This window comes from Nocardia sp. NBC_00511 (assembly GCF_045161165.1).
GTDB lineage: Bacteria > Actinomycetota > Actinomycetes > Mycobacteriales > Mycobacteriaceae > Nocardia.
On record NZ_CP107849.1, the window covers coordinates 6,904,417 to 6,926,773 of the forward strand.

Annotated in this window: 23 protein-coding genes; 8 read left to right on the forward strand and 15 right to left on the reverse strand. The window is 68.0% G+C overall.

The window, feature by feature from the left end:
- The first annotated feature begins 175 nt into the window (after positions 1 to 175).
- The 3 genes from OG300_RS32205 (at position 176) to OG300_RS32215 (ending at position 3,117) form a co-directional block, all read left to right on the forward strand.
- Positions 176 to 883: a hypothetical protein gene (locus OG300_RS32205; protein WP_405487500.1), complete on the forward strand. Its 708-nt coding sequence runs from the start codon at positions 176 to 178 to the stop codon at positions 881 to 883.
- A 43-nt stretch (positions 884 to 926) separates the two neighbouring features.
- Entirely contained in the window at positions 927 to 1,949 is a 1,023-nt protein-coding gene (locus OG300_RS32210) for an alpha/beta hydrolase (RefSeq protein WP_405487502.1), read from the forward strand.
- Between the two features lie 316 nt (positions 1,950 to 2,265).
- Positions 2,266 to 3,117: a cutinase family protein gene (locus tag OG300_RS32215; RefSeq protein ID WP_405487504.1), complete on the forward strand. Its 852-nt coding sequence runs from the start codon at positions 2,266 to 2,268 to the stop codon at positions 3,115 to 3,117.
- 112 nt (positions 3,118 to 3,229) lie between these two features.
- Here OG300_RS32215 and OG300_RS32220 read toward each other — a convergent pair whose 3' ends face one another.
- From OG300_RS32220 to lysX, 4 genes are all read right to left on the reverse strand, one after another.
- Positions 3,230 to 3,517: a hypothetical protein gene (locus OG300_RS32220; protein WP_405487506.1), complete on the reverse strand. Its 288-nt coding sequence runs from the start codon at positions 3,515 to 3,517 to the stop codon at positions 3,230 to 3,232.
- A gap of 113 nt (positions 3,518 to 3,630) precedes the next feature.
- Entirely contained in the window at positions 3,631 to 4,248 is a 618-nt protein-coding gene (locus OG300_RS32225; protein ID WP_405487508.1) for a histidine phosphatase family protein, read from the reverse strand.
- A gap of 51 nt (positions 4,249 to 4,299) precedes the next feature.
- Entirely contained in the window at positions 4,300 to 4,503 is a 204-nt protein-coding gene (locus tag OG300_RS32230; RefSeq protein ID WP_405487510.1) for a hypothetical protein, read from the reverse strand.
- 148 nt (positions 4,504 to 4,651) lie between these two features.
- Entirely contained in the window at positions 4,652 to 8,014 is a 3,363-nt protein-coding gene (gene lysX, locus OG300_RS32235; protein WP_405487512.1) for a bifunctional lysylphosphatidylglycerol synthetase/lysine--tRNA ligase LysX, read from the reverse strand.
- 100 nt (positions 8,015 to 8,114) lie between these two features.
- Between lysX and OG300_RS32240 the strand changes: the two genes are divergently transcribed.
- Positions 8,115 to 8,336: an RNA-binding S4 domain-containing protein gene (locus tag OG300_RS32240; protein ID WP_405487514.1), complete on the forward strand. Its 222-nt coding sequence runs from the start codon at positions 8,115 to 8,117 to the stop codon at positions 8,334 to 8,336.
- A 66-nt stretch (positions 8,337 to 8,402) separates the two neighbouring features.
- Here OG300_RS32240 and rraA read toward each other — a convergent pair whose 3' ends face one another.
- From rraA to OG300_RS32255, 3 genes are read right to left on the reverse strand one after another with little or no spacing between them, the layout of a single operon-like run.
- Positions 8,403 to 8,909, reverse strand: coding sequence for a ribonuclease E activity regulator RraA (gene rraA, locus OG300_RS32245; RefSeq protein ID WP_405487516.1), 507 nt, complete (start codon positions 8,907 to 8,909; stop codon positions 8,403 to 8,405).
- Positions 8,910 to 8,914: 5 nt separating this feature from the next.
- A complete protein-coding gene (locus OG300_RS32250) occupies positions 8,915 to 9,421 on the reverse strand; it encodes a nitroreductase/quinone reductase family protein (RefSeq protein WP_405487518.1) in 507 nt (168 codons plus the stop codon).
- Positions 9,414 to 10,334, reverse strand: a complete 921-nt coding sequence (locus tag OG300_RS32255; protein WP_405487520.1) for a zinc-binding alcohol dehydrogenase family protein — start codon at positions 10,332 to 10,334, stop codon at positions 9,414 to 9,416. Before OG300_RS32255 ends, OG300_RS32250 begins: the two co-directional genes overlap by 8 nt.
- 99 nt (positions 10,335 to 10,433) lie before the next feature.
- Here OG300_RS32255 and OG300_RS32260 point away from each other — a divergent pair, with 99 nt between their 5' ends.
- Both OG300_RS32260 and OG300_RS32265 read left to right on the forward strand, forming a co-directional pair.
- The gene (locus tag OG300_RS32260) at positions 10,434 to 11,054 is read left to right on the forward strand and encodes a TetR/AcrR family transcriptional regulator (RefSeq protein WP_405487522.1); all 621 of its coding nucleotides are present in this window, start codon (positions 10,434 to 10,436) and stop codon (positions 11,052 to 11,054) included.
- 177 nt (positions 11,055 to 11,231) lie between these two features.
- Positions 11,232 to 13,448, forward strand: a complete 2,217-nt coding sequence (locus OG300_RS32265) for a serine/threonine-protein kinase (RefSeq protein WP_405487524.1) — start codon at positions 11,232 to 11,234, stop codon at positions 13,446 to 13,448.
- A 19-nt stretch (positions 13,449 to 13,467) separates the two neighbouring features.
- Here OG300_RS32265 and OG300_RS32270 read toward each other — a convergent pair whose 3' ends face one another.
- The 8 genes from OG300_RS32270 to OG300_RS32305 all read right to left on the reverse strand — a co-directional run bounded on the left by OG300_RS32270 (position 13,468) and on the right by OG300_RS32305 (position 18,431).
- A complete protein-coding gene (locus tag OG300_RS32270) occupies positions 13,468 to 13,920 on the reverse strand; it encodes a DUF1707 and DUF4190 domain-containing protein (protein ID WP_405487526.1) in 453 nt (150 codons plus the stop codon).
- A gap of 131 nt (positions 13,921 to 14,051) precedes the next feature.
- On the reverse strand, positions 14,052 to 14,432 hold the full coding sequence (locus OG300_RS32275) for a DUF5313 family protein (RefSeq protein WP_405487528.1): 381 nt from the start codon (positions 14,430 to 14,432) through the stop codon (positions 14,052 to 14,054).
- A gap of 76 nt (positions 14,433 to 14,508) precedes the next feature.
- Positions 14,509 to 14,970: an SRPBCC family protein gene (locus OG300_RS32280; protein WP_405487530.1), complete on the reverse strand. Its 462-nt coding sequence runs from the start codon at positions 14,968 to 14,970 to the stop codon at positions 14,509 to 14,511.
- Between the two features lie 79 nt (positions 14,971 to 15,049).
- Positions 15,050 to 16,018, reverse strand: coding sequence for a copper resistance D family protein (locus OG300_RS32285; RefSeq protein WP_405487532.1), 969 nt, complete (start codon positions 16,016 to 16,018; stop codon positions 15,050 to 15,052).
- Positions 16,015 to 16,551 carry a copper resistance protein CopC gene (locus OG300_RS32290; RefSeq protein ID WP_405487534.1) on the reverse strand — a complete coding sequence of 179 codons (537 nt, stop codon included), beginning with the start codon at positions 16,549 to 16,551 and terminating at the stop codon, positions 16,015 to 16,017. Before OG300_RS32290 ends, OG300_RS32285 begins: the two co-directional genes overlap by 4 nt.
- On the reverse strand, positions 16,548 to 17,198 hold the full coding sequence (locus OG300_RS32295) for a YcnI family protein (protein WP_405487536.1): 651 nt from the start codon (positions 17,196 to 17,198) through the stop codon (positions 16,548 to 16,550). The genes OG300_RS32290 and OG300_RS32295 overlap by 4 nt, the downstream gene beginning before the upstream one ends.
- Positions 17,199 to 17,248: 50 nt before the next feature.
- Positions 17,249 to 17,776 (reverse strand): hypothetical protein, encoded by a 528-nt coding sequence (locus OG300_RS32300; protein ID WP_405487538.1) that lies wholly within the window; start codon positions 17,774 to 17,776, stop codon positions 17,249 to 17,251.
- Between the two features lie 16 nt (positions 17,777 to 17,792).
- Positions 17,793 to 18,431 (reverse strand): DUF6474 family protein, encoded by a 639-nt coding sequence (locus OG300_RS32305; RefSeq protein ID WP_405487540.1) that lies wholly within the window; start codon positions 18,429 to 18,431, stop codon positions 17,793 to 17,795.
- 211 nt (positions 18,432 to 18,642) lie between these two features.
- On the opposite strand from OG300_RS32305, the gene OG300_RS32310 reads away from it, so the two are divergent.
- Together OG300_RS32310 and htpG are read left to right on the forward strand one after the other, a co-directional pair.
- Positions 18,643 to 20,292 carry a TM0106 family RecB-like putative nuclease gene (locus OG300_RS32310; RefSeq protein ID WP_405487542.1) on the forward strand — a complete coding sequence of 550 codons (1,650 nt, stop codon included), beginning with the start codon at positions 18,643 to 18,645 and terminating at the stop codon, positions 20,290 to 20,292.
- Complete coding sequence (gene htpG / locus OG300_RS32315) at positions 20,289 to 22,241, forward strand: molecular chaperone HtpG (RefSeq protein WP_405487544.1); 1,953 nt, start codon at positions 20,289 to 20,291, stop codon at positions 22,239 to 22,241. Before OG300_RS32310 ends, htpG begins: the two co-directional genes overlap by 4 nt.
- Positions 22,242 to 22,357 lie beyond the last annotated feature (116 nt).

Here is a 22,357-nt window from a genome sequence, read left to right on the forward strand (position 1 = left end):
CTGAAAAATTCTCTAGTCAGTTCTGCGGCAAAAATATCAGCAAACCCTGGACAAGGGACCAGTTACACCTGTTTACTTACACACCGTGTGGCACCACCCCTCCGAGTCGTCCGCAGCGCTCGGTAAGCCTTGATTGGTCCCGGAGAGGAATGTCGGGACACTTGGAGGAGAAATAATGTTCCGTAATCGACGGGCGGCAGCCGTCGTCACTTCGGCCGCAATGGTATTCACCGGACTGAGCGTCGTCACCGCGATGGAGACCGCCACCGCGTCGGCGGATGCCGCGTGCAGCCAGACCTCGCACGCCACCAAGAACGACATCAGCACCGTCGGCATCACCATGACGTACGACAAGACCGTCAACGCCCCCGAGGTCGGTGTCGGCACCAGCGTCACCTACACGGTCGTCATCGGCACCACCGGCATCGGCAACCCGTATGTCAACACCATCACCGACTACCCGCCCGCCGGGTTCGGCGCGCCGACCAGCGCCACCGTCACGGCCTACCACTTCGGGACCGGCGAGCAGACCGCCGACGTCACCCCGGAGCCCAACGCGGGCGGCTGGAAGGTCACCAACACCGGCTGGTTCGTCAACTCCGGCAACCCGCTCACCTACACCCTGACCTACGCGGTGCCCGCCAGCATCAGCACCGGTCAGCAGGTCACCAGCGGCGGCATCGGCGTCGCGGGCACGGTCGGCGTCAGCAACAACCTGCCCAACCTGACCGCCTGCTTCACCGCACGCGGCCAGAACGCCGGTGAGACCGTGCTGGGCAGCCTGGGCAACAACGGCCTCGGCTCCGCCGACGGCCAGCTCAGCTCGACGGGATCCTTCAGCAGCATCCTGTCCGACACCATCAAGAAGCTGATCGGCAGCTGATCTCGCACCCGGGCCGAATCGATCGATAGGAACGCTTCCACCGATGTTCATGCGCAAAGCCACGGCCCTGCCCGTGATCGCCGGTATCGCGCTCTCGCTGGCACTCTCGTGCGCGCCCGCGAGCATCGCGACGGCGGGGGCGGAGGACGCCACCCCGGAAACCGGCGCGGCGCATCTCGTTTCGATCGATCGGCCCGGACAGCGGCAAGAGGAGATGACGGTCTATTCGGCCGCCATGGATCGGGTGATCACCCTGCAGGTGATCACACCGGCCGACAACAGCGTGCCGCGCCCGACGCTTTATCTGCTCAATGGCGCGGGCGGCGGTGAGGATGCGGCCACCTGGTATCGGCAAACCGATATCGTGCAATTCTTCTCCGACAAGAACGTGAATGTGGTATCGCCGGTCGGCGGTAAATTCTCCTATTACACCGATTGGTTGCGCGACGACCCCAATCTCGGCCGCAATAAATGGCAGACCTTTCTCACCGAGGAACTGCCGCCGATCGTCGACGCGGCGCTGCACACCTCCGGTGTGAACGGCATCGCGGGCGTTTCGATGTCGGCGACCTCGGCGCTGGATCTGTCGATCCACGCCCCGGACCTGTATCGGGCGGTGGCCTCCTACAGCGGGTGCGCGACCACCGCCGACGAGACCAGTCGCAAGTTCATCCAGCTGGTGCTGGATCGCGGCGACGCCGATATGAGCAATATGTGGGGGCCGCCGGGCGATCCGGAGTGGGCGCGGCACGACGCGGTGCTCAATGCGGAGGGGCTGCGCGGCAAGGCGTTGTTCGTCTCGAGTTCGAGTGGTTTGCCCGGGCCGCTGGACACCCTGGATTCGCCGTCGATCGGCGGGCGGCCGATGACTCTGGCCAATCAGATCGTGCTGGGCGGCATCATCGAGGCGGCCACCGATTCGTGCACGCACCGGCTGGCCACCCGGCTGGGTGAGCTGGGTATTCCGGCCCAGGTCGAGTTCCGACCGTCAGGTACGCACTCCTGGCGCTACTGGCAGGACGATCTGCACCGGTCCTGGCCGATGCTCGAGGCGGCGTTGCAGTAGAGCGGCCGACCAAAAACGGGGCGATCGGTCTGTTCTAAGGCCGGAAATCGGACGTGTTCCTCGACTCGGCTGGCATACCGGAAAAGCCCCCTTTATGCTAGGCGGCGGTGTGTCGTTGATCTCGGTCATGCGGTCTGTTTCGTCCAAGTCATACGGGGCGGTTACTTGGGTTAACCCGCAGTGCACCGGACTGTCATTCGGCGCCCGCACCATGATCGGGAATCGGGATGGAAGTGGTCCCGGGCAAAGCGTGAACTGGAGCAGTATGCGGTTGAAGAATATTGTCGCGGCTGCCGGCGCAGCAGCGAGCGTGCTCATGTCGGGAATCGTCCTGGGCAGTGGTCCCGTTACGGCGGACCCCGGAGCCGGATGCCCGAGTCTCTACACGGTGGCCATCCCCGGCACCTGGGAGACCGGTCATGACAAGGACCCCAAGCCCGGCATGCTGGCGGCGGTCACCAATGGTTTGCCCGGTGAAGTCGACTACGTCACCTACGCGGCCACCGCCTTCCCCTGGGAGGGCGAGATCTACGCCGCTTCCAAGAAGGAAGCCACCGACAACGCCCGCGGGCTGGTGAAGGACATGGCGTCCCGCTGCCCGGGCACCAAGATCGCCATCACCGGCTACAGCCAGGGCGCCGACGCGGCGGGCGACCTCGCCGCCGAGATCGGCGCGGGCAACAGTGTGGTCCCGCCGGACCGCATCGCGGCCGTGGCGCTCATCTCCGACCCGCGGCGGTCCCCGACCGACGCTCAGGTCGGTCCGTTCGCCCCGGGTGCGGGCGCGGGCGGCGCGCGTCCGGGCGGGTTCGGCTGGATCAGCGACCGGGTGCGTACGGTGTGCGCGGTCGGCGACCTGTACTGCTCCACCGAGTCGACGGACTTCGTGAGCCGCTTCGCGGGCTTCCTGGCGCAGTCCACCAACCCGAACAACTTCAACCCCTGGCAGACCCAGCTGCAGCTGGGCTCGATCATCAGTGACCTGATGGCCCAGGGTGGTCTGCCGACGCTGCAGGCGCAGCTGTCGGACGGCGCGAACGAGGATCGGGCGGCCCAGTTCGAGCAGTTCTTCAAGACCGGCACCCACACCAGCTACGGCAGCTACTCGGTCGGCGGCGGTCAGACCGCGCTGACCTGGATGCACGGCTGGATCGCTGGCAACGCGTAGTCGTTTCCACCGGAAACAGCCAAAAGGCCGCTCCCCGAAAGGGAGCGGCCTTTTCGTCTATCGTCCCGCTGGTCGAGCACTGTCGTAAAGGTCGGTATAGCGGCCCCTGTGGTTAGGCGGAGCCGGTGGACGGCAGACCCGGCAGGCCCGGGATGACCGGCGCGCCGTTGTTCCAACCGTTGTTGTTGTCCCAGCCGTTGTTGTTGTTCCAGCCGCCGTCACCGTGGTGATGGTGGTGGTGGCCGTCGTGCCAGTCGATGGCCTGGGCGTTGGCGGGCGCGTTGTCGGGAGTCGCGGCGTTCGCGGTCGCGGGCAGGGCCACCACGGCCAGCGGGATGGCGACGAGGGCGCCGGCGGCGGCGATCCGCAGGGCGAGGCGGCGGGGCTTGGAGACGGACATCGTGGTGCCTTTCATCAGAGGAATCCGGAGCCGAGGAACAGTGGCTCACAGGTCCCCATCGAAATGCCCGGCCCTGGGAGCGCTGTGCGATCAGCCTGGGAGTCGCCTGAGCGTCAAGAACGCGGGGTCTGGTTCCGCGGCAGCAGATCCCAGACGTGCCCGTTCTCGTTGATGGTGGCCGCGGTGCGGGTTCCGCTGCGCGAGTACAGGATTCGCGTGATCGAGCAGTAGTCGATCGGGAAGGTGAGCGGACGCGCCAGGCCCAGGATGTCCTGTAGCAGTACGTTGATCACCCCGCCGTGCGCGAAAACCACCACGGTGTCGGCGGGTTCGGCGGCCGCGACGATGGCGTCGACGCTGTCGTACACCCGGCGATGAAAAGCGTTGCTGTCTATTTGCTCTGGCAGGTATCCGGCCTTGATCCGTTGATAGACCGCCAGGAATTCCTGCTGTGCGTCCTCGATCGGGATGTACATGGGCAGCTCGCGGTCGTACTCGGCGAGCCCGTCCACGATGTCGATGCCAAGACCCAGTTTCTCGGCCGTCGGCCGCGCGGTCTCGCGGGCGCGCAGCTGCGGGCTGCTCACCACCCGGGTGATCCGGTGCGGTGCGAGGGCGGCCGGAACCCGGCCCGCCTGCTCGCCGCCGATCGCGGTGAGATCCGGATCGGCCGGACCGGATTCCGTCTGCACGCGCTGCGGCTGGGCATGGCGAACGAGGATCAACTGCACCTCCCCACTGTGCCGTACCGTGCCCTCAGTTCGGCGGGCGGGTGCGCGGCGTCAGCGGCGGCGGCGGTTGGTCATCAGGTAGACGATGCCGAGGACCAGCGCGATCACGCCGATGCAGCAGACCGCCGCGAAGATCCAGAAACCGCCGCCGCGTCGGCTGCTGCTGGTGCGCCGGGCCGCGGTGTTGTCGATGGCCGCGCTCCAGGTGTCGGGATGCGCCCACACGTGCGGATCCAGCAGGGTCGACTGGGTCATGAGGTCTAGGTAGTGCACGAGGCCCCCTCGAGGTCGGGTCCGGACCGGCGGTCCGAAGGCCCCACTGCCGAAGGGGCCGGATCCCAGACTAATCCGGGATCCGGCCGTGGCAATCAGGGTTGACCCTGGTCCCTACCCGCGAATCTGCCTACAGATTGCGCGGTTTCACCAGCGGGAACGGCAGCGTCTCGCGGATGCTGCGGCCGATGAGCAGCATGACCACCCGGTCCACGCCGACGCCGAGCCCGCCGGTGGGCGGCATGGCGTGCTCGAGGGCCTGCAGGAAGTCCTCGTCGAGTTCCATCGCCTCCGGGTCGCCGCCGGCGGCCAGCATGGACTGTTCGGTGAGGCGGCGGCGCTGTTCCACCGGATCGGTCAATTCGCTGTAGGCGGTGCCGAGTTCGACGCCCCAGGCCACCAGGTCCCAGCGTTCGGTGACGCCCTCGATGCTGCGGTGGGTGCGGGTCAGCGGGGACACGGAGGTGGGGAAGTCGATGTAGAAGGTCGGTTCCTCGGTGCTGGATTCGACCAGGTGCTCGTACATCTCCAGCACCATCTGGCCCTCGTCCCAGCCCGGCTGGTACGGCACCCCGGCCTTGTCGCACAGCACCCGCAGGGCGTCGACATCGGTTGCGGGGGTGATGGTTTCGCCGATCTTCTCCGAGACCGCGCCGTGCACGGTCTTGACCGGCCAGTCGCCGGAGATGTCGTGTTCGACGAGTTCGCCGTCGGCGCCGGGCCGCAGCGCCACCATCTTGCCGTTGGCGGCGAGCGCGGCCTCCTGGATGAGCTGACGGCAGGCGTGCATCATGCGTTCGTAATCACTGTGCGCCTCATAGGCTTCCAGGATGGTGAACTCGGGGTTGTGGCTGTAGTCGACGCCTTCGTTGCGGAAGACGCGGCCGAGTTCGAACACCTTCTCCATGCCGCCCACGCACAGTTTCTTGAGGTACAGCTCGGGGGCGATGCGCAGGTACAGGTCGAGGTCGTAGGCGTTGATGTGGGTGGTGAACGGGGTGGCGTTGGCGCCGCCGTGCACCTGCTGCAGCACCGGGGTCTCGACTTCGAGGAATCCCCAGCCGTGCAACGTGTCCCGCAGTGAGCGGACCACGGCGCTGCGCTTGGTCATCACCTCGCGGATGTCGGTGTTGATGGCCATGTCGACGTAGCGCTGGCGCACCCGGGCCTCCGGATCGGAGAGGCCCTTCCACTTGTCGGGCAGCGGGTGCAGGCATTTGCCGAGCATTCGCCAGTCCTGGGCGAGCAGCGACAGTTCGCCGCGGCGGCTGAATCCGACCTGCCCGCTCACCTCGATCAGGTCGCCGAGGTCGAAATATTCGCCGAATTCCTCGCTGCGTTCCGCGCCGACCCGGCCGCGGTCGATCATCAGCTGGATGTCGCCGGACCAGTCGCGCAGCAGCGCGAACACCACGCCGCCGTAATCGCGAATCCGCAACAGCCGTCCGCAGACTCGCACCGTGGTGCCCTGCGGGGACTGCCGGGCGGCGGCCACCGTGTGGGTGGGCGGGTAGGCGACCGGATAGGCGTCGATGCCCTGGGCCTGCAGTTTGTCGAGCTTGTCCATCCGGACCCGCACCTGTTCGGGGCGGCGCGGCCCGGTTTCCTCGAGGTCTTCGGGCGGCAGGTCGGGCAGGCTGCCGTCGGCGTGCAGTCCGGTCATGGTGGCGGGCACCGAGGAGCGGACGCCGGTGTGTGCGGAGGCGTCGTGTTCGCCGCCGCCGACGCGGGGCAGGAAGCCTTCGGCCAGGGCGCTGGCGATGGCGACCCGCAGCAGGTGGCGGCGTTCCTCGAACATCGAGAACCGCGGCACCCATTCGGGCTGGTATTTCACGTTGGAGCGGTAGAGCGCCTCGAGCTGGTACCAGCGCGAGAAGAACATCAGCACGCCGCGCCACAGCCGCAGCACCGGTCCGGCGCCGATCCGCCCGCCCTCTTCGAAGACGGCGCGGAAGACCGCGAAGTTCAACGAGATTCGGGTGATGCCGTACTGCTCGGAGGTCAGGGCCAGCCGCGAGATCATCAGTTCCATCAGCCCGTTGGGGCCACTGCGGTCGCGGCGCATCAGGTCGAGGGAGACGCCGGTGCGGCCCCACGGCACCAGTGACAGCATGCCGAGCACGCGGTCGTCGGCGGTGACGGCCTCGACGAGCAGGCAGTCGCCGTCGAGCGGGTCGCCGAGCCGGTCGAGGGCCATGGAGAAGCCGCGTTCGGTCTCGCTGTCGCGCCAGGAGTTGGCGCGCTTCATGACCTCGACCATCTCCTCGGGGGAGATCTCCTTGTGCCGCCGCACCCGAACGGTGATGCCCTGCTTGGCAAGTCGGTTGGCGGCCTGACGGACCTGTTTCATGTCCGGCCCGGCGAGGGAGAAGGTGCGGGTCTCGAGGATGGCTTCGTCGCCGAGGCGCAGCGCGGACAGTCCGGCGCGGCGGTAGGCGGTGGCGCCGAGTTCGCTGGCGCCCATGACGGCTGGGGCCCAGCCGTATTGGTCGGCGAGGCGCAGCCATTCGTCGACGGCCTGTCCCCAGGCCTCCTTCTGGCCGATGGGGTCGCCGGAGGCGAGGCAGACGCCGAGTTCGACGCGGTAGGTGACGGCGGCCTTGCCGTTGGGCGCGAAGACGACGGCCTTGTCGCGGCGGGTGGCGAAGTAGCCGAGCGAGTCCTCGACGTCGGAGCGTTCCAGCAGGCCGCGCAGCGCGGATTCGTCCAGTCCGGTCAGCGCGTTGGAGGCGCGCTGGGACCGGAACAGGGTGATGACCGCGGCGAGCAGCGCGATCGCGCCGAACAGGCCGAGCAGCAGGTTGACCGGGTGCGGCGGATGGCCGCTGAAGTCGTCGTTGGAGACCAGGATGGCCGCGGTGACCCGCGAGACCGCCCACAGCGAGCGTTCGCCGTGGTCGGGCAGGGTGCCGGGGAACAGTTCGACCAGTCCCCAGCCGACCAGGCAGCCGAGGGCGAGGCCGCCGGCCAGTACGCCGAGCGCCCGCCAGACCGCGCCGCGCTGCACGTGGGTGTAGAACTCCGACCAGGCCGCGATCAGCACGCCGATCACGGCGACGTGGATGATCAGCGCGACCAGGGCGTTGATGTCCCGGTCGGCCAGGAAGTCGAGGGCGTTGGCCAGCGCGAAGGCCGCCATGTACCCGACCAGCAGCCACCAGGCGATGCGCTTGCGGCTGGCGGTGGCCCCGGCCAGCAGGCCCACCACCAGCGCCCACACCAGGGAGGTGTCGGGTGCGTCGAAGTAGTAGGTGTCGATGAAGTGGCGTAGGTGCTGGGTCAGGAAGCGTAGGCCGGGGGAGATGCTCCAGGCCGCGCAGAAGACGGCGAAGACGCCGAGCATCATGCCCGCGATGTGCGGGACCTCGCGCAGCCTGCCGTGCCCGCGGTGTGGAACCAGGGGCGAGCGTGGCTCCGATCTGTGGTCGGAGTCGTGGCGCGGCCGGTCCTGCGTGGAAGTCACCGCACCAGTGTGAATGTTGGCGTTGCCCATGTGCACTCAGAACCCGGTTCGTGTCTCGTGGCCATCGCGTGGCGGCCGGCGGTGGGGGCGGTGTTTGGTGTCGGGACGGCCGCGGGTGAGGATGTACCCCATGTCGGATCCAGTCGACGTCCCGATCGAGGACGAAATCATTCGACTCGGCCAGTTCCTGAAACTGGCGAACCTCATCGATTCCGGTGCGGAAGCCAAGACGGTGATCGCCCAGGGCCTGGTACGTGTCAACGACGAAGTCGAGCTGCGCCGAGGGCGGCAGCTACACGCCGGGGATGTGGTGGCGTTGGCCGGGAGCAAGGTCCGGGTCACCAGCGGCTGAGGGCACACGGATCCCCATTCTGGGGGTTGCGGGCCCGCAGCCGCTGAGAACTGCCCGTGAGTTGACTCAGTCCTCGCTGCGAACGACGACACCGTCGGCGTCGCTGTAGAGCATGTCGCCCGGTACGAAGCTGATTCCGCCGAATTCGACGGTGACGTCCTTCTCAGAGCCTTCGCCGGTCTGGGTGCTCTTGCGCGGGTTGGTGCCCAGCGCCTTGAGCCCGATCGGCAGGGTGCGCAGGATGGCGGAGTCGCGGACCGCGCCGTTGACGACGACGCCGGCCCAGCCGTTGTCGACGCCGCGACCGGCGATGATGTCGCCGACCAGGGCGGTGTGCACGCTGGCGCCGCCGTCGACGACCAGTACCCGGCCGTCACCGGGTTCGCCGAGGGTCTGCTTGACCAGCAGGTTGTCCTGGAAGGTGCGGATGGTCACGATGCGGCCCGCGAAGGACTCGTGGCCACCGAACTGGATGAACTGGGTGTCGCAACTGCGGATGCCGGGGCCGATCTCGTCGGCCAGGTCCGCGGTCGCGACCACGTCTGCCTGGGATGTAGCGCTGGATTCGGTCACGTGATCTATCTTGTCAGGGCGAAGATCCGCAAGTCACGGGCGGTGCGTTTGCGGTACGCGGTGTAGGCCTCGGTGGTCTCCTCGAATTGTTCGAAGATCCGCTGTTTGCGTTCCGCGTCCTCGATCAGGCTGGCGCGCACCGGGATTCGCGACCCGGCGATGGCGACCACGGCGGCGGGTTCGGCGAGCAGGTTCGCCGTCCATGCCGGATGGGTGGCCTGACCGAAGTTGGAGCCGATCACGTAGAGCGTGTCCCCGTCGTGCACGTACAGCAGCGGGGTGGTGCGCGGCTGCCCGGATTTGCGGCCGGTGGTGGTGAGCAGGATGACCGGCGCGCCGATCGGCCCGAGCACCGTGTACTTGCCGTCGGTGCGTTCGAGCACTCGGCGATCCAGCGGCGTCAGCTTGCGGATGGTCAGGGAGCCGATCTTGGTCGCTGCGAACGAACTGCCCAGCCGCGACAGCAGACTGGTGCGCGAACCCCAGATCCGTTCGGGAAACTGCTCACTCATACCGCGACTCTAGGTCCATCAGAAGAACGACGCGCCCGGTGTTGCGGCGTTCCTCGATCGACGTGATGGCCTCGTCGAGGCGATCGATCGCGAATTCCGTGTGGTGGGGCCGGATCACGCCGTCCGCCAGCAACTTCCACAGCCGGGCCCGATACGACTCGATCAACTCCGGCTGCGTTCGGGCCAGCAGCCCCATCGAGAAACCGGTGAGGGTCTTCAGGTCCGCAAGCAGGCTGCCGACCTCGACCGAGCCGCCGCCGGCGCTGTAGACCACCATCCGGCCCCGAGGAGCTGTGGCCTCGACCAGGCGCGGCACCAGCGCGCCGCCGACCCCGTCCACGATGACGTCGAACCGCTCGTTCCACGGCTCGTCGTACGTCACCGCGGCATCCGCACCGCATTCGCGCACGAACTCGAGCTTGTCGACCGCGCCGACCGCGCCCACGACTCGGGTGGCGCCCAGCGCTCGCGCGATCTGCATCGCCAGATGACCGGATCCGCTGGCGGCCGCGGTGACGAGCACCGAGCGCGCCGTTAGGTCGCCGCCGGACCGCACGGCCCCCATCGCCACCAGGCCGCCGCGCACCAGCGCGAGCGCGTCGGCGGCGTCGACATCGGCGGGCACCTCGGTGACCAGAGCCGGTGCGGCGAGCACATATTCGGCGTAGACGCCTTCGAACAGGACTCCGCCGACTCGTTTGCCCAGCCAGGTGTGGGGGACGTCCGGGCCGATCTCGACCACGGTGCCCACCAGCTCGCCGCCGGGGTCGGCCGCGCCGCCCGTCCGCAGCGAGCGCACCAGCGCGAGGTGGACTCCGACCAGTTGTGTACGAACCAGCAGCTGCCCGGGTCCGGGTACCGGGTGCGGGGCCTCGACCAGTACCGGATGGCCGGAAAAACTAAGTTTGCGCACTGCTTCTCACTCCCGTCAGAAAATTATGACGGACGTAAGATTACGACGAGGGTAGATAGTACGTCAATCGCAAACTTACTATGGTGCTATATTTGTGAGGTGACTACCGAGCCCCTCGGCCTGCGGGAGAGCAAGAAGCGCGAAACCCGGCAGGCCATCTCCGATCACGCGACCAGGCTGTTCATCGAGCGCGGATTCGAGGCGACGACCATCGCCGAGATCGCCGAGACCGCGCGGGTCGCCAAGAAGACCGTGACGAACTACTTTCCGCGCAAGGAAGATCTGGCGCTGGACATCCATCAGGAGTTCGTCTCCTCCCTCGCCGACACCGTGACCGCGCGTCCGCCCGGCGAGTCGGCATTCCAGGCGCTCCGCGACGACTTCGATTCCGCAGCAAGGCGATTCGATGCGCTGGCCGGATTCTCCGGACCTGCCTTCTGCCGCATGATCGCCGGCAGCCCGACCCTGATGGCCCGGCTGCGGGAGCTGCACGAATCGCGGGAGCGAGCACTCGCCGACGTGCTGCCCGGCGACGACATCATCCGCCGCGCCGCCGCCGCACAACTCGGCGTCGCCCATCGTCTGCTGTTCCAGCGCGTCCAGGAACTCACTCTCGAGGGGCACGCGCACCGGCGCATCGCGGCCACCGTGACCGCCGAGGCGGCCCGGGTCTTCGACCTGCTCGAGCCCGCCCTCGGCGGATACGCGATCGCGGGCTAGCCCCGCGCGAGAGCGCTCGCGGCGTCGGCCGCCCGGCCCGTCAGTGGCCGAATACGTCGCACACGATGCGTTCGGCGCGCCCGCAACGATCTACCCGATGAGGAAATCGGTGTGGAGAGGGATTCGCGGGCGCATACTGGCGGCACCCGGTGATCCAGGTCGGGGGAGGAAATGACGGTGGAACCGGCGATCGATTCGGGCGCGGTCGACGAGACGCGCAGCCTGTTGGCGGCTGCGGTGGCCCGGTTCACGGCGGCCTGGGAGCAGGCGGGCGAGCCTCCCGACCTGCTCGAATTCCTGCCGCCCGCAACGCAATCGCGGCGGCTGTGCCTGATCGAGTTGATCAAGGTGGATCTGGAGTACCGCTGGATCCGCTACGACTTTCCCAAGCGGCTGGCCGACTATCGGGCCGAGTTCGCCGAATTGCGCACCGGCCCACTGCCACCCGATCTGGCCTACGAGGAGTTCCACGCGCTGCGCCGTTCGGGTTCGAGCCCGGATCCGAGCATCTATCCGACCGAGATCGCCGCCACCGCCTTCTCCGAGCACGACTATCGCAGCACGCTGATCGCCCGCCCGCAGGCGCAGGTGGCGTTGGAGGGCATCGAGGTCGGGGACCGGGTGGACGATTTCGATCTGCTGGTGGAGCTGGGTGCGGGTGCGTTCGCGCGGGTGTTCCTGGCCCGGCAGCGGTCGATGCAGCGGCTGGTCGCGGTGAAGGTGTCGCAGAATCACGGCACCGAGTCCGAGACCCTCGCGCAGCTCGATCACGAGAACATCGTGCGCGTCTTCGATCAGCGGCTGCTGGCCGACCGGGAGCTGAAACTGCTGTACATGCAGTATCTTCCGGGCGGCACGCTGTCGCGGGTGCTGGCCGGGGTGCGTTCGCGCGAGCCCGGCGACCGCGACGGCGGCCTGCTGCTGGAGGCGGTGGATGCCGCCATGCGCGACAAGGGCGGCCTGGTGCCCAGCGAATCCGATACCCGCGCCGCGGTTTCCGGGCTGAGCTGGCCGGAGACGGTGGCGTGGCTGGGCAGCCGGTTGGCTCGCGCGCTGGACTACGCGGTGGGAAACGGTGTGCTGCACCGGGATATCAAGCCCGCCAACGTGCTGCTGACCGCGGACGGTGTCCCGAAGCTCGCGGATTTCAACATCAGTTTCAGCATGCATGTGGCGGGCACCAGTCCGCTCGCGTACTTCGGTGGTTCGCTGGCGTACATGTCGCCGGAGCAGTTGGCGGCCTGCCACCCCCAATTGCCCGCGACCGCAGAGGATCTCGACGGCCGCAGTGACGTGTACGCGCTGGGTGTGGTGCTGTGGGAGCTGCTCACCGGCCGCCGCCCCTTCGACGACGAGTCGCGTGCGGGCGATTCGGAGTCCTCGCTGGAGCGGATGCTGCGGCTGCGCACCCACGCCATCGACGAGCGGCACCTGGCGGAACTGCCCGCCGACTGTCCGCCGACGCTGCGCCGCGTGCTGGTGAAGTGCCTGGCCCCGCGCCGCGAGGACCGCTGGCCCAACGGTGCGGCGCTGGCCCAGCAGCTGGACCTGTGCCAGGACGCGCGGGCCCGGGATCTGGTGGATCCGCCGAGCCACAGCTTGCGCGCCAAGCTCGGTCCGTGGTCGCTGGTGGTGCTGATCACGGTGGCCAGTCTGTTCGGCGACGTTCTGGGGATGCTGTACGCGAACCTGCACAATCATCCGCTGTGGGTGCTGTGGTTCACGCCGGAGCAGCGGATCAAGTTGCAGTTCGTGGGAAACGCGCTGGCGCTGGTGACGACGCCGTCGGCGATCCTGGTCACCAACTATCTGTGCCGCCGCGCCTTCATCGTGTGGCGGGGTGTGCGCCGGGGCCGGGACTACCCGCCCGAGACTCTGTCGGCCGCCCGCCGCGACACCCTCGTGGACGGTGACCGGGTGGCGCTGCTGGCGTTCTGCTGGTGGATGCTGGCGGCGGTGGCGGCGACCATCTCGCTGGTGGTGTACACCGACATCCCCGTCGGGCACATCGTGAATCTCATCGGGACACTGCTGGTTTCGGGTGCGATCGCGGTCGCCTACCCGTTCTTCGTGGTGACGTTCTTCGTGGTGCGCTGCTTCTATCCGCGGCTGCTCACGCACGGTGAGACGGCCAGCGACCACGATTCGCTGCGGGCGCTGGCGCGGCGCTGCACCCGCTATCTGGCGGTGGCGGTGGCGATTCCGCTGATCGGGGTGATCGCGAGCCTCGCGTTCCTGGACGCGCAGGAGTTATCGCTGGTGCTGATCCCGATCTACGGACTGTGTGTCGCGGGGGTGCTCGGGTTCCTGGGCGACTACTGGCTGTTCCGGCAGACGGAGGCGGACCTGCGCGCATTCGAGCGCGCGGTGTCCGCGCCCGTTCGCCGCAAGTAGTCGCGGAAACCGGTGTGTCTCAGCGGAAGTAGAGCCACCCGAAGATCAGCATCCACATGGCGCCGACGGCCAGTCCGGCGATGGCGAACCCTTTGTCGTCGCGCCGCTCGGCGTCGACGGTGAGCGCCATCAAACCGAGCAGTACCGCGGGCACCGCCGTGATGCCGCAGATGAATCCGAAGACGCCGAGCACGAACGCGGCGATGCCCATCCCTTTGGTGCCGCGTCCGGGCGGCGCGTAGAAGCTGGGCGCGGGTGGATACACCGGAACACTCGCGGGCTGCCAGGGCAGTCCGATCATGACGGCATCCACCTCGCCGTAAGTGCGTGCGGCGAGTGCGCGACCTATTCGATCGGAGAGTTCGTCGACGGTGATCCGGCCGGCCTGAAAGTGCTGATTCAAGGCCGCGATCGCGCGTTCGCGGTCGGCATCGGCCGCGAGAAATTGCGCTGCTGTCCAGTACGGTTCCATCTGGTTCTCCATCGAACCCGAAGTCGGTCAACTCTGTATTCGAGCGTATTCCTGTCCGGGCGTGCGGAGTTCGAATCGAGACCGGCGACACAGGTTCGCACCCATACGAGTTCGGTCGTATCGATGCGGATTCAGCCGCGCCCGTGGCGCTGTTCGTACGCGCTGCGTTCGCCTGCCTCGCGAGCCCGCCGATCGGCATCCGCCAGTACCGGATCCAGCCCGTGCTTGATGAGCCGGTTGCGCCGGAACACATAGGTGAGTGCCACGGTGAAATAGATCAGCGGCAGATACAGCAGCGCCATCATGGCCAGCCCCATCCACAGCGGTCCGGGGATCAGCAGGAACAGGCACAGCACGGGAATTATCGGAATCAGCATGCGCAGCAGGTAGCGGCGGGTCGCACCGGGACCGATCAGATCGTCGAGCACCCACGCGGTCATGGACGGCGGGAGGGTGCGGCCGCAGATGTAGCCGATTCGCTGCAGGGGAGTCGGTGTCGCGCGTTCGGGCATGTGACCAGGATCCACCATGCCGGTGGCGGGCGGGAGCACCGCGGGGGTCGGCGGCTCTGGCGACCCCGGGAAGTCGCTAGGCGTCGGCCCGTGCGCTGTGGAATTCGGCGATCTGGGTGGTGAGGTTGTGGGTGGAGCTCTTCACGGCGAGTTTCACGAACGGCTCGATGGTCTTGCCGAGCAACTTGCCCGCGAAGCCGCCGGGCACCCGGTAGTCGACGATGGCGTCGATGGTGCAGGATTCCTCGCCTTTGGCGTGGAACAGGAAGGTGGATTCGATTTCGAAGCCCTTGATGGATTTCACCGCGATCGCGTAGCCGGGTTCGTGGCGCACGATCTTGATGGTGGAATGCAGGGTGATGGGCCCGAGCTGAATGGTGCCGTCGAAAGTGGCGTCCACGCCCTGTGTTTGCTCGGTGAGCGGCGTGAAGGCGCTGATCTCGTTGATGAAGCGCGGCAGGTGGTGGTAGTCGTCGACATAGGCGAAGGCCGATTCGGCCGAGGCGGCGCAGTCCGCGACGATCTTGACTTCGGTCATGCGGGCAACAGTAATGTGTTCCAGTTTTGTCCGCAGATCATGTGATCGGCCCCATAGACCTGCGGCTTCCGTGAGGCTGTCACGCGGTGACGGCCAGGGTCGCCGCCAACCCGAACACCACCGCCATGCCCAGCACCTCGGCTATCGCCCGGCGTAAAGACGATTCGGCGTCCATCCGATGATCCGAGGCGATCGGCACCCAGGTGCGCCGCCACCACCAGCCCAGCGCCAGCAGCGCGATCAACAGCACCGTCTTCGCCAGCAGGATGCGCCCGTACCCGGTGGTGACGAACGGTTCCAGTCCGCCGATCCGCACCAGCCCGTTGATCACTCCGGTGACGGTGACCGTAACCGCCAGCGGCAGCGCCCAATTCGAGTACCGCGGCAGCAGCACCGCCCACTCGCCGCGGGTGCGCACCGTCAAGGCCAATGCCAGCAGTGTCCCGAACCAGGCGGCGGCGGCCAGCGCGTGCACCGCGGCCAGCACCGAGCCCAGGGTCTGCTGCGACATGTGCCCGGTGATGGGCCGCAGCGTCAGCGTCACCGCCGTGAACACCAGCACCAGGTCCGGGGTGGCCTGCTCGGGTCGCCGAAACCCGAACGCCCCGTACGCCGCTACCGTGCCGGTCCCGATCAGCAGTGCGATGCCGATCTGCCCGCCGCTGACCGTGGTCAGGTAGTCCCCGAAGTCCGGCGCGGTGAGCTTGCGCACCGGAAGTCCCTGCACCTCAGCGGCTTCCAGTACCAGCATGGTGAATTCCATTGCCGCCCAGACTCCGGCGAGCACGGTGACGGTCCGCCACGGTGTGCTGAGCCGTTCGGAGAGCCGGGGCAGCGCGGCCAGTCCGAGCACGGTCGCGCCCGCGCAGTCCGCGAGGGCGCGCACCGGCGCCTCGGCCTGTACCGGGTCGCTCGCGGCGAGTGCCCAGGCCAGGGCCGCACCGATCAGCCCGAGCGGGACGACGAGCAGCAGCAGCCAGCGGGTGGAGCTGCTGCCGCCGGTCGTCGGACGCTCCCGGCGACGATCGGTGCGGTCGGACCGATTCACTTGCGCTGCTTGCTCCGTCCGCCCAGCAGGGCGAAGGCCAGGCCGCCGCCGAAGAGCACCACCGCGCCCGCGATGAACACCCAGAGCGGGACGCCGCCGTCGGAGCCGCCGCCGGATTTGGCCTTGGCGTCGGCGCGCGGGCCGGGAGTTCCGTTGCCCGCCTTGGTGAGGGTGAAGGTGCGGGTGCCGCTGACGGGGTGGCCGTCGGCGGAGGTGACCCGGTAGGCGATCTTGTATTCGCCGACCGGTCCCAATTCACCCACCTCGATGCTGATGGTGGGCCCCTCCACCTTCGGGTCGCCCTTCGACCAGAGGTTGCCGTCCGGACCGCTGACCGTCATGGACGGGTACGCGGTCTGCAGGTTCTCGTTGAAGGTGACGCTGGCGGTGCCGGGCGACGAATCCACCTGTGCGCCATTGGCGGGACTGGAGCTCACCGGCACCGAGTGCGCGTCGGCGACGCCGCCGCCGAGCAGGGCGAAGCCGGTGATCAGCAGCCCGGTCACCAGACCGGCGAGGAGCTTTCTGCTCATGACCGGCGACCGCGGATCACACTGCCGAGTCCGAGCGCCGCACCCAGCGCGCCCAGCGCCAGGCCGATGCCGCCGAGCCAGCGCGCGGTGTCGTCGGTGCCCTTGTCGTCCTTGGCGGCGGTGGTGGCGGGCGCGTCGTCGTCACCGCCGGTGCTGGCGGCCAGGGTCAGGCTGGGGGCCGGGTTCTCCGGCTCGCTGCCGTCGGCGTTGTTCGGCTGGTTCCAGTTGACGACCTTGCCGTCGCTGTAGGTCTGCACCGCGTTGAAGGTGACCTTGTCCTGCTTGGGCAGCGGGCCGACCGCGACGGCGAAGCGCTGGAACTGGCTGGGCGCGATGCCCGCGTTGCCGGGTGCGGCGGTCCAGGTGACGGACACGAAGTTGCCCTGGGCGTCCTTGTCCAGCTTGGCGTTCCAGCCCGCGAGGGGTTCGGTGCGCGCGCTCTTGACCGCCGGCAGCGCGATGGTGACCGCGGTGGTGGAGGCGGCGTCGGATTCGTCCGGCACCCGGAAGGTGGCGACGGTGTATCCGCCCTGGCTCGCGCCCGGGGCGTCGACCACGACGTGGGCGGAGGCGATGCCCGCGCCGAGCAGGGTGACGCCGGCGGCCGTCGCGCTCGTGATCAGCGCACGCGAAAGGGAGATGCTCATGAATGTATTGCCTTCTCTGACAGGTGGTTACGGGGAGGTAGGGGAGGGGGTTACGCCGTAACCGGTGGCGCGCGCGGACCACTGTGGCCCAGGACGAGAAGGAAGGTCGGCAGAATGACCGATCGGGGACGGCGCGCGGTGGCTCGGCCGATCGGCAGCGGGCGGGGCGGGGCGAGTGCCACCCGGACCGCCCGCGAGATCAGGGTGTAGAGCCGTTCGACGGCCAGGATCAGGCCGGCGCAGGCGACGGCGGCGACCGTGTGCGCGGCGATCATGACGCTGTCGGAGGTCAGGGAGATCGGCCCCGACGCCATCGCGCCGGGTGCGAGAGTCATTGCGGCCGTGCCGTGCCGGTGCGGTGCGAGCCCGCTCAGCGCGAGGTGGCAGACGGGCTGACCCAGCGCCATCAGCGCGGGCAGCGCGAGTCGCCCGCGCAGTCCGGCGGCGATCGCGCCGAGTGCGGCGGCGGCCAGCACCAGCAGGGTGAGCCCCGCCGAGCCGGGGACGCCGCCGCCCGCGAACCCGTGCGCGGCGACCGCCAGTGCCGCCATGGCGACGCCGGTCAGTCCTCCACGCACCGAGTTCACGAGAGGGTCAGTTCACGCCGAGCCGGGCGAGCACGTCGGCCTCGATGCCGGAGAGCTCGTTGGAGATCGAGGCGTGCACGGCGCGGCGGCGCTGTACCGGCATCTGGGCGGCGGTGCGGATGGCCGCGCCGAGGCTGTCGAGACGGTCGCGGCTCGCGGTCACGAACTGCTTGGTCTCGGTGTCGGTGGAGCGGGACTCCAGCTGTGCCAGCGTGGATTCCACGCCCGCGACCCGAGCCTGCAACTTCGCACCCGGACCCGAGAACTCGCCGAGCTGGTCGAGTCCGATGCCGAGTTGCTGGGCGCGCCGGTTGTCGAGTTGCCCGCGCACGAAGGTCGCGCCGCGGTAGGCGAGCGGTGCCAGCACCGGCACCAGGATCCGCGCCACGCCGAGGTATTTGCGAACCTGCGCCGCGCTGAACGGATCCCGTTCGGCGCGCGCGGCCACCTTGACGGCGGCCTTCTCCTCGGCTTGGAGCTTGGCGATCTCGGCCCTGGTGACCTGCTTGCGGTTGCGCAGTTCGGCCCGATTGCGCTTGCGCTCGTTGCGTGCCCCGAGCTTGGCCTCCATGCCGGCCTTGTGCTTGAGGGCTTTCGCTTCGGCTCGGCGGCTGACCCGCTTCTTGCGCTTGGTGAACAACCCCATTGATGGCCTCCGTCATGCTGGTTCGCCATGGCAGCACAGGGCCGGGGGAGTTGCCTGTCCGCCCATGAAACACAGTTTGCCGATTACCCTAACGCCCGGGTTCGGGGCGTGGGGGCAAGGCCCCCGTTTCGCGCGGCGCGAAGGGACTGTTCGCGCGGCGCGACAGGGCGGGCGGCAGTGTGTGTCGGACGAACAGTCCATACTGACTGGCGTGTATTCGGGCATCGGTGACCATGGCGAGCGTGCGGCGTTTCTCGATGCCCGCGCGCTGATCGGATGCCGGCACCGGCTTTTCCTGGACGCCGCCCATCCGGGGGTGCTGACCGGAGTCGCCGAGGACGCCGGTGTGCAGCAGCGACGGGAGTCCGCGCAGGCGCATCGCGCACTGGTCCGCGACACCCTGGTCGGTGCCGATCCGGAACTGTGGACGGTGATCGACCCGAAACAGCCTGCGCCGCAGCGGGCTGCGGACACCATGGCGGCGATGGCCGCGGGGGCGCAGCGCATCTGGGGCGGCCTGCTGCCGCAGGAGGCCGACACCGGCCGCCGCGGCGGCTGCGAGATCCTGTGGCGCGACGTCGATCGCGGCGGCTACATCCCGGTCGTGGTGGTCAATCACAAGGTGAGCGACCCGCGGCAGCCCGATCCGGCCGACCGCCATCCGGTCACCAGCGAGCTGTACCGCTGGAATCCGCAGCAGGACAGGCATATCCGCACCCGCCCGCAGCCGCGCGACCAGCAGCGGCTGGTGCACCTGTACCGGATGCTGCAGCGCCACGGCCTGGCCTCGCCGGCCCTGGTCGGCGGCGCCATCGGCTATCACTTCGACCGCATCCTGGTGCACGATCTGGGCCCGGTCCTCGACGACTACGACCTGCGCTACGCCGATCGCATCGCGGTGGTGCGCGGTGAACTGCCGACCATCCCGTCGAAGGTGCCGGAGTGCCGCCAATGTCCCTGGTGGAGCCGGTCTCCCGAGGCGGACGGTCAGAGCTGTGAGAAGTGGCTGATCGCGCATCGCGATGTCAGCCTGGTCGCGCCGGGTTCGCGCGCCGAGGTGCTGCGCCGCCACGGCGTCGAGACCATCGACGATCTGGCCGCCTGGACCGGCGACGATCCGGACGACTGGCAGTACGAGCCGTTCACCGAGGCCGTGGTCACCGCCCGCGCCTGGGCCACCGGCGCGCCGCTGGTCCGCCGGGTCGAGCAGGTCCGGGTGACCCGCGCCGACGTCGAGGTGGATGTCGATCTGGAGAGCTTCCAGGAGCACGGCGCGTACCTGTGGGGCACCCTGCTCGACGGCGTGTACCGCCCGTTCGTCACCTGGGATCCGCTGCCCACCGAGGACGAGGGCCGCTCCTTCGCCGAGTTCTGGGGCTGGCTGATGGAGGTGCGCGCGCAGGCCGCCGCCGACGGTAAAACCTTTGCCGCCTACTGCTATTCGCGCACCGCCGAGGACAAGTGGCTCTACGAGTCGGCGCGCCGTTTCGCGGGCATGCCGGGCATTCCGGCCGAGCGCGATATCCAGCAGTTCGTGGACGGCCCGCAGTGGGTGGACATGTTCCAGGCGGTGTCGGAGCAGTTCATCTGCCCGAACGGCAAGGGGCTCAAGAAGATCGCGCCGGTCGCCGGTTTCCACTGGCGGGATCCGGAGGCGGGCGGTGAGGCGTCGATGGCCTGGTACCGGTTGGCGGTCGCCTTCGACGGCGGCGAACCGGACATGTCGCAGCGCACCCGCATCCTGGAGTACAACGAGGACGATGTGCAGGCCACCCGGGTGCTGCGCGAGTGGATGACCGATCGTGCCGATGCCGAGGTTCCGAGCATCGCCGATTTCGGCCGTCGTAATATCGCGTCGTGACCGAACACGTCGAACACCTGGAGTTTCAGGCCGAGACCCATCAGCTGCTGGAGCTGATGATCCACTCGGTGTATTCGAACAAGGACACCTTCCTGCGGGAGCTGATCTCGAACGCGTCCGACGCGCTCGACAAGCTGCGGCTGGAAACGTTCCGTGACAAGGATCTGCAGGCCGATACCTCGGATCTGCACATCGAGCTCGAGGTGGACCGCGACGCGCGCGTGCTCACCATCCGCGACAACGGCATCGGCATGTCCCGCGCCGAGGTCGTCGATCTGATCGGCACGCTCGCCAAGTCGGGCACCGCCGCGGTGCGCAAGCAGCTGCTCGAGACGAAGTCCGACGCGGCCGCCGAGGAGCTCATCGGCCAGTTCGGCATCGGCTTCTATTCGACGTTCATGGTGGCCGATCACGTCACCCTGACCACCCGCAAGGCGGGCGAGACCACCGGCACCCGCTGGGAGTCCGCGGCCGGGTCCTCGACCTACTCGATCGAGGAGTTGGACGAGGCTCCGCAGGGGACCTCGGTGTCGTTGCGGCTCAAGCCCGCCGACGACGAGGACCACCTCTTCGATTACACGCAGGAGTGGAAGCTCCGCGAGATCATCAAGAAGTACTCGGATTTCATCGCCTGGCCGATCCGCATGGACGTCACCCGCACCGTCATGGACGGCGAGGGCGAGGACCAGGTCGAGAAGGAACTCACCGAGACCCAGACCCTCAACTCCCAGAAGGCGCTGTGGACCCGCCCGCGGTCCGAGGTGACCGACGAGGAGTACCGGGAGTTCTACAAGCACGTCTCGCACGCCTGGGACGATCCGCTCGAGATCATCCCGATGAAGGCCGAGGGCACCTTCGAATATCAAGCGCTGCTGTTCATTCCGTCGCACGCGCCGTTCGACCTGTTCACCCGTGAGCACAAGCGCGGCGTGCAGCTGTATGTGCGCCGGGTGTTCATCATGGACAACTGCGAAGAGCTGATGCCGGAGTATCTGCGCTTCGTGAAGGGTGTCGTCGACGCGCAGGACCTGTCGCTCAACGTGTCCCGCGAGATCCTGCAGCAGGATCGCCAGATCCAGATGATCCGCAAGCGCCTGGTCAAGAAGGTGCTCTCGACGGTCAAGGATCTCCGCAACGCCGAGGATCAGTCGAAGTACCAGGAGTTCTGGAAGGAATTCGGCCGGGTCATCAAGGAGGGCATGCTCTCCGACTCCGACAATCGCGAAACCATCCTGGGCGTCTCGTCTTTCGCGTCCACGCATTCGGAATCCGAGCTCACCTCGCTGGCCGACTACGTGTCGCGGATGCCGGAGTCGCAGTCGGCGATCTACTACATGACCGGCGAATCCCGTCAGCAGATCGAGAATTCGCCGCATATCGAGGCGTTCCTGGCCAAGGGCCTCGAGGTGCTGGTGCTGACCGATCCGGTCGACGAGATGTGGGTCGGTTCGGTGCCGGAGTTCGACGGCAAGCAGATCGTCTCCATCGCCAAGGGCGAGGTGGATCTCGAGACCGAGGACGAGAAGAAGGAGTCCGAGCAGCTGCGCGAGCAGCAGGAGAAGGACTTCGCCGAGGTGCTCACCTGGCTGCAGCAGACGCTCGACGCGGAGGTGAAGGAGGTGCGCCTGACCGGTCGCCTCACCACCTCCCCGGCCTGCATCGTCGGTGACGTCTTCGACTTCACGCCGATGCTGGAGCGCATGTACCGGGCGTCGGGTCAGGAACTGCCGCACAGCAAGCGGATCCTGGAGCTCAACCCGTCGCACGCGCTGGTCACCGGTCTGCGCGACGCGTTCGCGAAGGTGAAGGACGACGCCGACAAGCCGGAGGCGCTGACCGAGACCGCCGAATTGCTCTACGGCACCGCGGTTCTCGCGGAGGGCGGCGAGCTGAAGGATCCGGCGCGCTTCGCCCGGGTGCTGGCGGATCGCCTCACCCGCACACTCTGACCCGAGCCGTGACGACCGGGCCCGTGCGAAAACCGCACGGGCCCGGCCTGTTTCAGCGGTATTCGGTCATGCCTGATATTTCCTGAATGTGACGCGCGTTATCTCTCGACGATTCC

Excerpts from the sequence above, each read along its gene's own strand:
- OG300_RS32205 (WP_405487500.1), top strand. The coding sequence starts at position 176 with ATGTTCCGTAATCGACGGGCGGCAGCCGTCGTCACTTCGGCCGCAATG.
- OG300_RS32210 (WP_405487502.1), top strand. The coding sequence starts at position 927 with ATGTTCATGCGCAAAGCCACGGCCCTGCCCGTGATCGCCGGTATCGCG.
- OG300_RS32215 (WP_405487504.1), top strand. The coding sequence starts at position 2,266 with ATGTCGGGAATCGTCCTGGGCAGTGGTCCCGTTACGGCGGACCCCGGA.
- OG300_RS32220 (WP_405487506.1), bottom strand. The coding sequence starts at position 3,517 with ATGTCCGTCTCCAAGCCCCGCCGCCTCGCCCTGCGGATCGCCGCCGCC.
- OG300_RS32230 (WP_405487510.1), bottom strand. The coding sequence starts at position 4,503 with ATGACCCAGTCGACCCTGCTGGATCCGCACGTGTGGGCGCATCCCGAC.
- lysX (WP_405487512.1), bottom strand. The coding sequence starts at position 8,014 with ATGGGCAACGCCAACATTCACACTGGTGCGGTGACTTCCACGCAGGAC.
- OG300_RS32240 (WP_405487514.1), top strand. The coding sequence starts at position 8,115 with ATGTCGGATCCAGTCGACGTCCCGATCGAGGACGAAATCATTCGACTC.
- OG300_RS32250 (WP_405487518.1), bottom strand. The coding sequence starts at position 9,421 with ATGAGTGAGCAGTTTCCCGAACGGATCTGGGGTTCGCGCACCAGTCTG.
- OG300_RS32270 (WP_405487526.1), bottom strand. The coding sequence starts at position 13,920 with ATGGAACCGTACTGGACAGCAGCGCAATTTCTCGCGGCCGATGCCGAC.
- OG300_RS32275 (WP_405487528.1), bottom strand. The coding sequence starts at position 14,432 with ATGCCCGAACGCGCGACACCGACTCCCCTGCAGCGAATCGGCTACATC.
- OG300_RS32280 (WP_405487530.1), bottom strand. The coding sequence starts at position 14,970 with ATGACCGAAGTCAAGATCGTCGCGGACTGCGCCGCCTCGGCCGAATCG.
- OG300_RS32290 (WP_405487534.1), bottom strand. The coding sequence starts at position 16,551 with ATGAGCAGAAAGCTCCTCGCCGGTCTGGTGACCGGGCTGCTGATCACC.
- OG300_RS32295 (WP_405487536.1), bottom strand. The coding sequence starts at position 17,198 with ATGAGCATCTCCCTTTCGCGTGCGCTGATCACGAGCGCGACGGCCGCC.
- OG300_RS32305 (WP_405487540.1), bottom strand. The coding sequence starts at position 18,431 with ATGGGGTTGTTCACCAAGCGCAAGAAGCGGGTCAGCCGCCGAGCCGAA.